The 14610-nt window shown below is 41.8% G+C and carries 11 protein-coding genes; all 11 read left to right on the forward strand.

Annotated elements, in window-relative coordinates; all coding sequences use genetic code 11:
* Nucleotides 1-5: 5 nt before the first annotated feature.
* Entirely contained in the window at nucleotides 6-956 is a 951-nt protein-coding gene (gene rsmH / locus ACH8E3_RS03025; protein WP_458631118.1) for a 16S rRNA (cytosine(1402)-N(4))-methyltransferase RsmH, read from the forward strand.
* 58 nt (nucleotides 957-1014) lie between these two features.
* Entirely contained in the window at nucleotides 1015-1434 is a 420-nt protein-coding gene (locus ACH8E3_RS03030; RefSeq protein WP_458631119.1) for a hypothetical protein, read from the forward strand.
* A gap of 103 nt (nucleotides 1435-1537) precedes the next feature.
* Nucleotides 1538-3694, forward strand: a complete 2157-nt coding sequence (locus tag ACH8E3_RS03035; protein WP_458631120.1) for a penicillin-binding transpeptidase domain-containing protein — start codon at nucleotides 1538-1540, stop codon at nucleotides 3692-3694.
* Between the two features lie 87 nt (nucleotides 3695-3781).
* Nucleotides 3782-5704, forward strand: a complete 1923-nt coding sequence (locus ACH8E3_RS03040; RefSeq protein WP_458631121.1) for a stage V sporulation protein D — start codon at nucleotides 3782-3784, stop codon at nucleotides 5702-5704.
* Nucleotides 5705-5742: 38 nt separating this feature from the next.
* Entirely contained in the window at nucleotides 5743-7230 is a 1488-nt protein-coding gene (locus tag ACH8E3_RS03045; RefSeq protein ID WP_458631122.1) for a UDP-N-acetylmuramoyl-L-alanyl-D-glutamate--2,6-diaminopimelate ligase, read from the forward strand.
* A complete protein-coding gene (locus ACH8E3_RS03050; RefSeq protein WP_458631123.1) occupies nucleotides 7227-8645 on the forward strand; it encodes a UDP-N-acetylmuramoyl-tripeptide--D-alanyl-D-alanine ligase in 1419 nt (472 codons plus the stop codon). Before ACH8E3_RS03045 ends, ACH8E3_RS03050 begins: the two co-directional genes overlap by 4 nt.
* A gap of 4 nt (nucleotides 8646-8649) precedes the next feature.
* Nucleotides 8650-9615: a phospho-N-acetylmuramoyl-pentapeptide-transferase gene (mraY, locus tag ACH8E3_RS03055; RefSeq protein WP_458631189.1), complete on the forward strand. Its 966-nt coding sequence runs from the start codon at nucleotides 8650-8652 to the stop codon at nucleotides 9613-9615.
* A 2-nt stretch (nucleotides 9616-9617) separates the two neighbouring features.
* Nucleotides 9618-11039: a UDP-N-acetylmuramoyl-L-alanine--D-glutamate ligase gene (gene murD / locus ACH8E3_RS03060; RefSeq protein WP_458631124.1), complete on the forward strand. Its 1422-nt coding sequence runs from the start codon at nucleotides 9618-9620 to the stop codon at nucleotides 11037-11039.
* A 52-nt stretch (nucleotides 11040-11091) separates the two neighbouring features.
* Nucleotides 11092-12189 (forward strand): stage V sporulation protein E, encoded by a 1098-nt coding sequence (gene spoVE / locus ACH8E3_RS03065; protein ID WP_458631125.1) that lies wholly within the window; start codon nucleotides 11092-11094, stop codon nucleotides 12187-12189.
* A 182-nt stretch (nucleotides 12190-12371) separates the two neighbouring features.
* The gene (gene murB / locus ACH8E3_RS03070; RefSeq protein WP_458631126.1) at nucleotides 12372-13277 is read left to right on the forward strand and encodes a UDP-N-acetylmuramate dehydrogenase; all 906 of its coding nucleotides are present in this window, start codon (nucleotides 12372-12374) and stop codon (nucleotides 13275-13277) included.
* Between the two features lie 16 nt (nucleotides 13278-13293).
* Complete coding sequence (murA, locus tag ACH8E3_RS03075; protein ID WP_458631127.1) at nucleotides 13294-14577, forward strand: UDP-N-acetylglucosamine 1-carboxyvinyltransferase; 1284 nt, start codon at nucleotides 13294-13296, stop codon at nucleotides 14575-14577.
* Nucleotides 14578-14610 lie beyond the last annotated feature (33 nt).

Below are 14610 nucleotides of genomic sequence, written 5' to 3' on the forward strand. Positions count from 1 at the left end.
GCATTTTGTTTCATCATATTACAGTGCTCAAAGAAGAAGCAGCTGAAGGTTTACGTATCAAAAGAGATGGTATTTATGTCGACTGTACCCTAGGTGGAGCTGGACATAGCTCATTAATCGCATCAAAGCTTGGAGAATACGGAAGATTAATTGGTTTAGATCAAGATGACTGGGCACTAGAACACGCGAAAGAACAATTGGCTCCTTATAGCGATAGAGTATCTTTAGTGAAGACGAATTTTCGTTATTTAGAAGAGACATTAAAAGCACAATCGGTTCCGGAGAAGGATGGAATTCCTCAGGTTGACGGAATATTATTCGATCTGGGTGTATCTTCTCCACAATTCGACAAGGGTGAACGTGGATTTAGTTACAATCAGGATGCTCCGCTTGATATGCGTATGGATCAATCTGCAGAGCTTACGGCAGATATCATTATTAATACTTGGTCTGAACAAGAAATCGCAAGAGTGTTATTCCAGTATGGTGAAGAAAAGTATGCAAGACGCATTGCGAAGCTGATCGTATCTCGAAGAGAGAAACATCCAATCCAGACGACAGGTGAGCTAGCAGAGATTATTAAAGAAGGTATACCTGCGGCTACTAGAAGAACAGGCGGACACCCAGCCAAGCGAAGCTTTCAGGGCTTACGAATAGCTGTAAATGATGAATTAGGGGCTTTCGAAGAAGGGTTGCATCAAGCGGTACGTTGTTTAGCACCTGGTGGAAGAGTGTCAGTGATTACCTTCCATTCATTGGAGGATCGAATTTGCAAACAAATACTTAGTAGTTATGTTGCAAAATGTACGTGTCCACCAGACTTTCCAATGTGTGTATGTGGGAATAATGGTCAAGTAAAATTAATCAATCGCAAACCTATTGTTGCCAGTGAATTAGAACTTGAAGAGAATTTACGTTCAAGATCTGCCAAACTAAGAGTCGCAGAGAAACTGTAATTCAATACATGTAATCATTTCTTTATGATAATCAGGGGAGTTCAGGGGGCATAAATAAATGGCTTATACACGTGGTAATTTAGCAATGAAACCAAAACCAATAGAACGAGTATCTCCTGGGTATCGTGAGCAGACGAAAGTAATCACAACACGCACCACAATCCCAGTTAGAGAGAAGTTACTATATTTATTAACAGTGATCGTATGTGTGGCAATAGCAAGTTTGGTTATTTCTCGTTATGCGCATATTTATGATCTAAATAAACAAAGTCAAAAGATAAGTGCTGTCATTGCAAGTAATAAAGTTAAAATCTCTCAACTTGAGGTGCAGAGACAAACGTTAAAAGAAAAAATAGTTGAAACCGCACTCAGTGAAGGATATGTTCTTCCAGAAGAACATAGTGTTATTCATGTTCCACGTGTTTCTAGTTCAAATAAAGTTACGCAGAAGAATGGAATAGATACAGCACAAAAATAGTGGATGTGGGGATATTAGGATGGTAAAAAGAATAAAGCTACGCACATTGTTAGTAGGAGGATGCATAACCCTCCTTTTTGCTATTTTAATAATTAGAGTGTTCATGATACAAATTGTAAATGGCGATCTCTGGCATGAAAGAGCTGTCGCAAATTGGTCCAAAAAGGATGTTATCACTGCTACACGTGGGACGATAACAGACCGCAATGGCGACGCTTTGGCAATCGATGCCCCTGCGTACACAGTAACAGTTAACCCTAAAGTCATCCATGAGAATGGTATTGAGAAGGACGTAGTTAGTGGATTACATCGAATTCTTGGAAAAGACGAAGATGAGTTACTTAAACTCGTTACAGCCAAAGATAAAGATGGCTATAAAACAAATCGCGAAGTTCGTACCGAAGGTTGGAAGATTGATCAGGCTAAGCGTGATGAGGTAGAAGCGCTAATTAAAGAGATCAAATTAAAATTAAAAGAAGAAAAGAAAGTAACCGATGCAGGGATTGGCCTACTAAAAGAACAAAAGAGATATTATCCCAAAAATTCTTTGGCCGCTCATATTATTGGTTATGCAGATCGTGATGGCAACGCTATTACGGGTATGGAAGCATATTATGATGATGTCCTCAAAGGAACCAATGGATCTATTAATTATAAAAGTGATGGTCAATTAGACAAGTTACCTAATGCGGATGAGGTCTATGTCCCTGCCAAGAACGGGAAAGACATCCAACTGACGATTGATGACACGATACAATATTATATTGAAGATGCGATGAAAGAAGCATTTGAGAAGTATAAGCCTATTAGTATGACCGTTATCGCTGTTGATCCGATGACTATGGAAATCCTAGGACTGGCCAATATGCCTAATTTTAATCCTAATTCCTATTGGGAAACACCGGAGCCTGAGAATTATTACAATCATGCCGTAAGATCGCTATATGAACCGGGTTCTACTTTTAAAATCGTAACGCTAGCGGGTGCCATTGAAGAGAAATTAGTAAAACCAACAGACACCTATTTATCTGGTCAAATCAAAGTAAAAGGTACCAAGACGATATTATATGATATAAAGCGTGCAGGTTGGGATACAATCACCTACTTGGAAGGCGTCAAGCGTTCTAGTAACGTCGCATTCGTAAAAATGGGACTTGAAATGCTAGGGAAAGAGCGTTTGCTTCAATATATCAACAACTTTGGTTTCGGACAAAAGACAGGGATAGACATGGCTGGGGAGGCATCTTGGGCAATAGATTTACCTGGAAATGTCGAGGTTGCAACGGCTTCCTACGGTTATGGGGTTCTAGTTACTCCTATTCAACAGGTGACTGCCATCGCGGCTATTGCTAACGGAGGAAAGTTGTTACAGCCACATCTTATTAAGGAAATCCATGATCCTAATACAGGGATAACGGATGTGATACAACCAGAAGTAGTCGGTCAGGCCGTATCCCTAGAATCGGCCAAAGAGACAAGTAACTATCTAGAACAAGTCGTGGCAGATCAAGAGATAGGAACGGGTAGACATGCCTATATCGAAGGATACCGTGTGGCGGGTAAGACGGGAACGGCAGTAAAACTTATAAGAGATAAAGATGGTAAGGGTTCTTACGATCATGACAAATCGGTTGCATCATTCGTCGGATTTGCACCGGTCAATGATCCCAAGATTGCAGTCATTGTTATTGTGGACGAACCTAATGATCCGAATGTCGGTGGTGGCGCAGTTGCAGCACCTGTATTCTCACGAATCGTAAGTCAATCACTTCAATATATGAAAGTACCTAAGACATTCTCAGGCGATCGTGTGAATGGTGCGAGTGGTGGGAATAAAGGGAATGATAAGAAGCATGAATCGCAACCATTGAGGAATACCACACCAGAATTGACAGGGAAATCTATTGAAGCGGCTAAAAGTGAGCTGTTGAACACGGGTATCGCATTCGAAACCTTAGGAAAAGGTAACAAGGTTATAAGCCAATATCCAGCTAAAGGCTCTATTATGACTGTTGGACAACGAATCTATCTTTTAACAGAAGATAGTGAGACCATGAAAATTCCAGACTTAAAGGGTGAGTCGTTACGAGACGCACTTCAACTATTAACGTTACTGAAGGTGAAAGTGAGCGTGGTAGGTGAAGGGTATGTTGTCGAGCAAAAGGAAATACCAGATCAAGGCAATCGAATGATCCAATTAACACTAAATCCTATCAATGAGTTAAAGGATGAAATAGTCACAGAGGATGAGCCGAAATAGCTTGTTCTAACCCCTGGTAATCTTGAATATTCATGATATGAACGCTTGTCATGGAATTCTAGAAAGGATTACTAGGGAGGTTTTAATATGAAGGTTTCAAATGTAACACGCAGACGGAGGCTACTATGGAGCTTACTGTTCTTTTGCGTGTTGTTTACAGCTCTTATAGGTAGGCTTGCTTATGTTCAGTTTGGACAAGGTAAGGAGCTCACGGCTAAAGCAGAGGAATTATGGCGCAGAAATCTTCCCTTCACTGCCAAAAGAGGAGAGATCCTAGATCGAAATGGAATATCTCTAGCGTACAATGTTAGTTCACCAACCGTATGGGCAATTCCTGTACAGATTCAGGATCCTGAATCAACGGCTCGCATTCTGTCTCCCTTGCTTGGAATGAGTCAAGAGAATATTCTAAAGAAGATATCTAAGAAACGATCTATGAATGAGAAACTACAACCCGGTGGTCGAAAAATAACATTGGAACTTGCTCAGCAAATCCGCGATCTGAAGTTACCGGGGATTATTGTTGCGGAGGATAATAAGAGATATTATCCCTATGGTGATCTAGCCGCCCATATTCTAGGATTTACAGGGATTGATAATCAAGGAATCACAGGTGTTGAGCAAAGGTATGACGATAAGCTGAAGGGATTGAATGGAAACATCTCATATCTCTCCGATGCAGCGGGTCGACTGATGCCAGGATCTTCAGAGAAATATGCACAACCAAAGGATGGATTGAGTCTAGAACTAACGATTGATAAATCCATCCAGTCGATTATTGAGCGTGAACTAGATCAAGCCATGGTTCAGTTTCAAGCCCGAGGTAGTTGGGCTATAGCGATGAATCCCAAAACAGGGGAGATTCTAGGTATGGCTAGCAGACCTGGATATGAACCTGCACATTATCAAGACTACGCACCTGACATTTATAATCGAAATCTTCCCATTTGGATGACATATGAGCCTGGTTCAACATTCAAGATCATTACTCTTGCTGCGGCATTAGAGGAGAAGAAGGTTGATCTACAACATGATACTTTTTTTGACCCTGGTTATGTTAAAGTAGGAGGAGCGACTTTGAAATGCTGGAAACGTGGAGGTCATGGTAGTGAGACCTTTCTTGAGGTTGTGGAGAATTCATGTAATCCAGGGTTTGTTGCACTTGGACAACGGCTAGGTAAAGAGACTCTTTTTAAATATATTAAAAACTTTGGTTTTGGTACGAAAACAGGCGTTGATCTCAATGGAGAAGGTAATGGAATACTATTCAAGTTACCACGAGTAGGTCCTGTAGAGCTAGCGACAACGTCATTTGGTCAAGGTGTGTCTGTTACACCTATTCAACAAGTGGCTGCAGTTTCGGCTGCCATCAATGGTGGTAATTTATACAAACCCTACATTTCAAAAGCGTGGATCAACAAGGAGAACAATACGATTGTCGAAGAGAATAAGCCTGAACTGATTAGGCGTGTTATATCAGAAGAAACTTCTAAGCAAGTTAGGGAAGCGCTTGAGAGTGTAGTAGCAAAAGGGACCGGAAGACCAGCCTTCATCGATGGATATCGTGTTGGTGGTAAGACTGGAACCGCACAAATTGTTGTGAATGGACGATATTCTGCTTCTGAGCATATTGTATCTTTTATCGGATTTGCACCAGCAGATGATCCTCAGATTGTGGTGTATACAGCCGTTGATAATCCCAAAGGGATTCAATTCGGTGGAGTTGTTGCTGCACCTATTGTACAGAATATACTTGAGGATTCCCTCCACTATATGAAAGTGCCAGAACGACAAGATCAATTGGAAAAGGAATATAGATATGGTGAAATTCCTATCGTTACTGTACCTGATCTGGTAGGTGCGACGGTTCAAGACTTATACGAAGACCTGAATATGAATTTCAATCTCTCTAAGTCAGGCAATGGTACGAACGTTGTTAGCCAAGCACCTAAACCTGGCAGTAGAGTAGAACAAGGATCTACCATTCGTATCTATATGGGAAATCCTTAATGATAGTTGTTAATTGAGATAAGCGGAGGAACGATGTTATGAGACTTAATGAATTAGCTTCAAGCTTGATGATTAAGCGGATTATGGGGAACGGGGATATTACAGTATCTGGTCTACAGACGAATTCCCAGAAGGTCAAAGAAGGAGACTTATTTATCTGCTTACGAGGCCATACGGTGGATGGTCATCAATATGCCCAAGATGCCATGTCTAAAGGGGCAGTAGCGCTTGTTGTCGATCATGAACTAGATATTGATTTGCCGCAGATGATCGTCAAAGATTGTCGGTATGCCATGGCAGTATTATCAGATTCATTCTTCGGTTCACCTAGTAAACAAATGAAAATCATTGGGATAACAGGAACGAATGGGAAAACAACAACGGCCTATTTAATCGAGAAGATTATGAATGATCATGGTGTGAGAACAGGACTCATTGGTACGATTCAAATGCGATATGGTGGTCGTTCATTTCCTATGTCTGGCACAACACCAGAAGCACTGGAATTACAACGTTCATTACATGATATGGCTATGAATGGTACACGTTGCTGTGTAATGGAAGTATCATCCCATGCACTAGAACAAGGCCGAGTGAAAGGTACGGATTTCGATACAGCTGTATTTACGAATCTAACACAGGATCATCTGGATTATCACAATACAATGGAACAATATCGTGAAGCTAAAGGTTTATTCTTCTCTAGAATGGGTAACACATTTCAGGCTAATCTCGACAAACGTAAATTTGCAGTGTTAAATGCAGATGATCCAGCATCGCAATATTTCAATAAGATCACTTCTTCTGAAGTCGTGACTTATGGTTTAGGTGAAGACGCTGATGTAAGGGCAACTGAGATTTCGATAAGCTCGCAAGGCACACAATTTCATGTGAATACATTCAAAGGCAGTACGGATATCAAATTGAAAATGGTAGGTAAATTTAATGTCTATAATGCACTTGCAGCGATCACGGCTACCCTATTAGAAGGTGTTCCGCTTGAGGATATACGAATGAGTCTTGAAGCACTGGCTGGAGTTGATGGACGTGTTGAAGCGGTAGACGCTGGGCAGCCGTTTGCAGTCATCGTTGATTATGCTCATACACCAGACGGACTGGAGAATGTCTTGAAGACAGTGAATGAGTTCGCCAAGGGTAGAGTCATCACCGTATTTGGATGTGGTGGAGATCGGGATCGCACGAAGCGTCCATTGATGGGGAAAATTGCGGCAAAGTATAGTGATGTTGTCTTTGTTACTTCTGATAATCCCCGCACCGAGGATCCAGAATCCATATTGAAGGAAATTGAAGTTGGTCTTATTGAAGAACTGATTGCAAGCGATCGCTATCAATTGATTATCGATCGGCGTGTAGCTATTCAAAAGGCTATTGATATGGCAAGCCCTGAAGATGTAGTATTGATTGCGGGGAAAGGTCATGAGACCTATCAAAAAATTGGACAGACGATCCTTGATTTCGATGATCGTATCGTCGCCAAGGAAGCGATAAGGGGTATAGAATTGTGATAATTAGAACATTAGGTGAGATCGCGACGATGTGCGGGGGTACGTTACTGCATGATCAAGATCAAAGTAAAATCATTCATGGTGTGACAACAGATTCTCGTCATATAACGGAAGGTAGCCTATTCGTGCCACTCGTAGGTGAACATTACGATGGACATGAATTTGCGGCTAAAGGATTGGTAGATGGGGCAGGTGCCACACTGTGGCAACGCGATTATGCGCAACAACCAGATGGTGCTATCATCTTGGTGGATAATACATTGGATGCGTTACAGTTGCTTGCCAAGTCCTATTTGCTAGATATAGGCTGTAAAGTTGTTGGTATTACGGGCAGTAATGGTAAGACCACAACGAAGGATATGGTCGCATCCATACTTCAGACTCGATATAATGTCCATAAAACAGAGGGCAATTATAATAATCACATTGGGCTTCCTCTTACCATTCTTCAGATGAAAGAAGACGTTGAGATTGTCGTTCTTGAAATGGGTATGAGCGGACCTAATGAAATTAGATCTCTTGCGGCAATTGCTAGACCTGATGTTGCTATCATAACCAACATTGGTGAGTCTCATCTCTTACAGTTGGGGTCACGCGAACAGATTGCCATAGCTAAGCTTGAGATTGTAAGTGGAATGAATGCGGATGGGCTATTGATTTATAACGGAGATGAACCTTTAATCCCACAAGCATTAGCTGATTCATCTTGTGTGAAGCCAGATGACTTACGAGTATTTACGTTCGGTCTTGATACTCTTAATGATGACTATCCGACAGGTATGATGTTTCATAGTCAAGGTATTATTTTCACATCGCATATTCACGAAGATCTCGGATTTGATCTTCCAATGCTAGGTCGACATAACGTACTTAATGCCCTGGCTGCACTTGCTGTTGCAAGACATTTTGAAGTGACTGAAGATCAGTTGAAAGAGGGACTATCCCGTGTTCAATTAACAGGAATGCGCATTGAACAGCTTGTTGCAAGCAGTGGCTTAACTGTGTTAAATGATGCATATAATGCTAGTCCAACTTCTGTTAAGGCTGCGATTGATGTGCTCCACAATATGAAGGGTTATCGACGTAAAATTGCAGTGCTCGGAGACATGTTGGAGCTTGGTGAGCAAGAAAATGAATATCATGCTGAAATAGGTCGCTATGTGACAGCTGACAAAGTGGATGTTCTGTATACATTTGGTTCATTATCCTCTCATACAGCACAGGAGGCACAAAAGATCCTTACTGATGCACATGTGCATGCATTTACAAATAAGGCAGCCTTAATTGTGCAACTAATGAAAGAGATTCAGCCTAAAGATATCGTGCTTGTGAAAGGTTCACGGGGGATGAAGTTGGAAGAGGTAGTGAATGCGATTATTGGGAACACTAGTAGAATCGACGAACCGAAGGGGTGAAGGTGTGGACATTCAATTATTATTACTAACGATTGGGGTATCATTTATACTTGCGGTGATCGCTGCTCCTATACTCATTCCTTTGCTACGTCGAATGAAATTTGGACAGCAGGTACGACATGATGGACCAGAGAGTCACTTAGCTAAATCAGGAACACCTACAATGGGTGGGATCGTAATTATTCTCGCATTTACATTGTCATTCCTGAAATTCTCTACAGTAGATACTGATTTTTATGTTTTATTAATTGCAACACTTGGTTTTGGATTAATAGGTTTCTTAGATGATTATATTAAAATTGTGTTTAAAAGATCATTAGGATTGACAGCGGGTCAGAAATTACTAGGGCAATTACTTATATCTGGTATCATTTGTTATTTATTATTTCAGAATGGCCATAGAACATCCATTGCCATACCTGGTACATCTTGGGGGTTCGATTTAGGCCCGTGGTTCTATTATCCTTTCATTATCATTATGTTGTTAGCGATTAGTAATGCTGTTAACTTCACAGATGGATTAGATGGACTACTCTCAGGAGTTAGTGCGATTGCATTTGCTGCATTTGCACTCGTAGCAATTCAAGCAACTTCTATGCCTGCAGCCTTCTGTGCGGCAGCCATGATCGGTGCTGTGCTTGGATTCTTAGTATTCAACACACATCCAGCTAAAGTATTCATGGGCGATACGGGATCTTTAGGGATTGGCGGAGCCATCGGTGCCATTGCTATCGTAACGAAAAGTGAATTATTATTTCTTATTATCGGAGGAATATTTGTTGTAGAAATGCTCTCTGTTGTTCTACAAGTGGCTTCATTTAAGACTAGAGGTAAGCGAATATTCAAAATGAGCCCTATTCATCATCATTTCGAACTTTCAGGATGGTCAGAATGGCGAGTTGTTATTACGTTTTGGATTGTCGGTATCGTACTGGCTTGCCTTGGACTTTATATTAACAAGGGGTTGTAATTATGAATCATCCAGAAGCATATAGAGGTAAACAAGTTGTTGTTCTTGGATTAGCTAAAAGTGGTGTGCAAGTTGCTAAAGTCCTTCATAAACTAGGGGCTTTAGTTAAAGTGAATGATAAAAAAGAGATAGAACAGTGTCCCGAGGCTTCTGAATTAGAGGCTTTGGGCATTTGTGTTATTTGCGGAAGCCATCCGGATGAACTTATTCATTCTGGCGTTGAGCTCGTTGTGAAGAACCCAGGCATTCCCTATACCGTGCCTCCTTTAGTGAAAGCGAAGGAACTAGGGATAGAAATTGTGACAGAAGTTGAGATAGCCTATCATTTGTGTGAAGCGCCAATGATAGGTATTACAGGATCTAATGGAAAAACAACGACAACGACATGGGTAGGAGAAATTCTTCATTATGCGGGATTATCTCCAATTGTTGCTGGCAATATTGGAACACCCTTATCTGAAGCAGTACAGGGAGCAACGGATGATCATTGGATGGTTGTTGAATTAAGCAGCTTTCAGTTGAAAGGCACACAGCAATTCAAGCCAAGAATTGGGTGTCTACTCAATATAACAGAGACACATTTGGATTATCATGGAGACATGGATGATTACATAGCATCGAAATTGAAGATGTTCGATAATCAAGGGGAAGGCGATACGGCAATCCTCAATTGGGATGATCCTATTTGCCGTGGATTAGCAACACAGATAAATGGAAAAATACTTCCCTTTTCAATGAATGAGGCGTTATTAGAAGGCGTGTTCGTAAGTCCACCCTATCAAGCTGGTGTCAACGATTCGCAAATGCGCACCGTTGTATACCGTGATCATAATGGCGTAATTCATGAGATCATCCCTGTTGAAGACATTCGTATCAAGGGACGATTCAATGTGGAGAATGCTCTTGCAGCATGCGCAATTGGGCTTACAGCTGGGGTTAGAGTTGATCAACTTGCTGTTCCGCTTGCAACATTCCGTGGTGTCGAACATCGATTAGAATTTGTGAAAGAGATAGATGGTTCGACGTATTACAACAACTCCAAAGCGACAAATTCTAAGGCAACTACAATGGCACTTACATCGTTTCAAGAACCTATTATTCTAATTGCAGGTGGATTAGATCGTGGATCGGATTATAGTGAATTACTATCGGTCTTTCAAGAACATGTGAAAGCGATCATTCTATTTGGTGAGACCAAGCATAAAATAGCCAGAATAGCTGAGATGGCTGGATTAGAACATATTTCTCTCGTCGATACTGAGGATGATGCAGGAACGATTCTCAAGACAGCTGTAGTGAAAGCGGCTAGTTATGCAGAGAAAGGTGATATCGTACTCCTATCTCCCGCTTGTGCAAGTTGGGATATGTTTACTTCCTACGAGGAACGCGGACGCATTTTTAAGGAGGCAGTGCATAATCTTTAAGTAGGGGGGTGTGGATAAGCCCCTACTTTTTCAAAGTAAGAGGTGGCTTCTCATGAATCAAACACGCTCAAGCCCAGATCTATGGATCCTACTATGTATAATGAGCCTCCTAACCATCGGTATAATCATGGTGTATAGTGCAGGCTCTGTTCTTGGTTTCCATAACTATGGAGATTCTTTTTATTTCGTTAAACGCCAGGGGATATTTGCAGCATTAGGTGTCATGGCAATGTTTGTTACCGCAAGTCTGGATTATCGAATATGGCTTACATATGCAAAAGCAGGTCTAGTGATCTGCTTTATTTTGCTTATCATGGTTCTAATTCCTGGAATTGGGAATGTGCGCGGAGGAGCACGTAGTTGGTTAGGTATTGGTTCGTTTGGGATTCAACCATCGGAGTTCATGAAGCTAGGAATGATTCTATATCTTGCCAAATGGTTGAGCCGAGATCATATGGATATTACATCTTTCCGTAAAGGTCTACTCCCTCCATTAGCGTTAATCGGGACTGCATTCGGGTTGATTATGCTACAACCTGATTTAGGAACAGGAAGCGTCATGTTTGGTGCTGCGATGATGATTGTCTTTACAGCAGGTGCACAAATGAAGCATCTAGGGATGCTCGCTCTTGTAGGTATGGTTGGATTTGCGGGTCTAATTCTAGCAGCACCTTATCGATTGAAGAGAATTACGGCTTTCCTTGATCCATGGTCTGATCCGTTAGGAGCGGGGTATCAGATTATTCAGTCTTTGTATGCTATAGGTCCTGGTGGTCTAGGTGGATTAGGGCTCGGAATGAGCCGTCAAAAATATAGTTATGTGCCAGAACCGCAGACTGATTTCATATTCTCCATATTAGCAGAAGAGTTGGGATTTATTGGAGGGATGATCGTATTACTGCTGTTCCTAGTCTTGATGTGGCGTGGCATGCGAATTGCAATGACGATTCAAGATCGATTCGGTAGTCTACTTGCTGTAGGCATCATCGGGATGCTTGCTATTCAAGTTATTATCAATATAGGTGTCGTTATTGGAATGATGCCAGTAACTGGGATCACACTCCCTTTAATTAGCTATGGAGGTTCCTCGTTAACCTTAATGCTGACCGCGTTAGGAATTCTCCTGAATTTATCCAGACATGTCGACTGAGGTAGAGGGAAGTTTTTCTTCATGCGTGGATTGTCACACACCTAAGTGGGCTTACATAAGATACCGTATAACCGTGATAATCGCCCATGGACACAGTAATATCTTATCTGAATCACAACGTAGCAGGGTTCTAATCCACTGGAAGATGGTCTTGTTCCTAATAAAGGAAGGGAGGGTGTGCAGTGCAACAATGGCAATCCCTATTCACAAATGTGAATGTTGGGGACATTAGAATCAATGAACACATGAGTAGTCATACGACTTGGAGAATAGGTGGACCTGCCGATGCGCTCATTGTTTGTGAAACCAAGCAACAGTTGCAAGATCTTTTAAGACTCCTTCATAGACATCAGATTCCATGGATTCAAGTTGGACGCGGCTCTAATATACTTGTCACAGACAAGGGGATACGAGGCGTTGTCATCAAATTGGGTTCAGGGTTGGAATATGCCACTGTTCAAGGGGAACATGTGATTGCGGGCGGAGCTTGCTCATTAGTGAAATTGAGCTTACTGACAGGTAAACATGCGTTGACAGGTATGGAGTTCGCAGGGGGAATTCCCGGTTCTGTCGGTGGAGCCGTATACATGAACGCTGGTGCCCATGGGTCTGATGTATCACGCATATTCAAGTCCGCTGAGATTGTACTGGAGACAGGAGAATTGATTACATGTACTGCTAATGAAATGGAATTCGCTTATCGACATTCTGTTCTACATGAGAAAAGAGGCGTTGTGTTAGAAGCGACATTCACGCTTAGTTATGGAGAACGCAGAGAAATAGCTGCAGCACTAGCATCTTTTAAAGACCGGCGCCGTAGAACTCAGCCTTTAAAGTCACCTTGTGCAGGAAGTGTATTTCGTAATCCCACAGGGGACCATGCAGCAAGACTAATTGAGGCTGTTGGACTCAAAGGTTATCGTGTAGGTGGGGCAGAAGTTTCATTGCAACATGCCAATTTCATTGTAAATACTGGTCAAGCGACAGCAGAGGACGTGCTAACCCTTATACACAAAATTCAGGATGTCATATCAACTGAATATGGGATCTCATTAATCCCAGAAGTGTTTATAATCGGTGAGCAGTAAACTCGGAGGTGAAGCATTGGACAAATTGGTGATTGAGGGAGGCAAAGCCTTATCGGGAAGCATTCGTATCGATGGTGCTAAAAATGCAGCTTTACCTATTCTAGCTGCATGTATGCTAACTGATGGCGAAGTTCACTTGCATAATGTCCCTCGGCTTTTGGATATTGAAGTCATGATGAACATCCTGAAAAGACTTGGTTGTCAAGTAAAGCGTGAGCAGGAAGTAATCATTGTGGACACGTCGTCCGCCAATTCGTTTCATGTACCAGAAGATTTAATGAAACAGATGAGATCATCTATTTTTCTGATGGGGCCATTACTCAGTCGATTTGGTGAAGTAACTATTTACCAGCCTGGTGGATGTGCGATTGGTGAACGGAAGATTGACCTTCATCTACAAGGATTAAAAGCCTTAGGTGCAGTGATTGAAGAGAAGGACCAACAGATTCTGTGTAAAGCGAGTAAATTGATAGGTGCAGACATACATTTGGATTTCCCAAGTGTTGGTGCGACAGAAAATATTATGATGGCAGCGGTCTTTGCTGAAGGTACAACTACGATCACAAATGCAGCTAGAGAGCCGGAAATACAGGACCTCCAGAATTTCTTGAATGAGATGGGTGCAAGCATTATTGGCGCAGGAACGGACACCATTACTATACTAGGGGTCACAAAATTACATCCTTGTACGTATCATATTATTCCAGACCGTATTGTAGCAGGTACGGTTATGATTGCAGCTGCAGTAACAAGGGGAGAAGTCACGCTTACACATTGCAATCCTGCCCATCTGACCTCTTTAATTCATGTCCTAAAGCGTGCTGGTATTCAAATTGGTGTATGCAATGATATAATGACCTTAAGTTGTATGGGTCGACCAAAAGCTATAGACCGAATTGTCACTTCACCCTATCCTTCTTTCCCAACAGATCTTCAATCTCAAGTGATGGTGATGTTGGCGTTATCGGATGGATTTAGTGTCATGAAGGAAACCGTCTTTGAGGGAAGATTTAAACATGTCGACGAATTGACTGTGATGGGTGCAGATATATCTATTGATCTTAATTGTGCGTTTATACGCGGCGTGCCAAGATTGTATGGAGCTACCGTAGAAGCAACAGATCTGAGGGCGGGTGCTGCTCTAGTCATTGCTGGTCTGGCTGCACAGGGAAAGACAATCATAGAACAAGTGCATCATATTGACAGGGGTTATGATCGAATTGAATTGTTATTCCAGAAGCTTGGAGCGGACATTCACCGGCATACGCCCGTGCCCAAACAGCTCGATTTGGCGAACTAAGGTCCTACTTATCCCTTCTTTAGTTAAAGAGGG

This window comes from Paenibacillus sp. CMAA1364 (genome assembly GCF_054373195.1).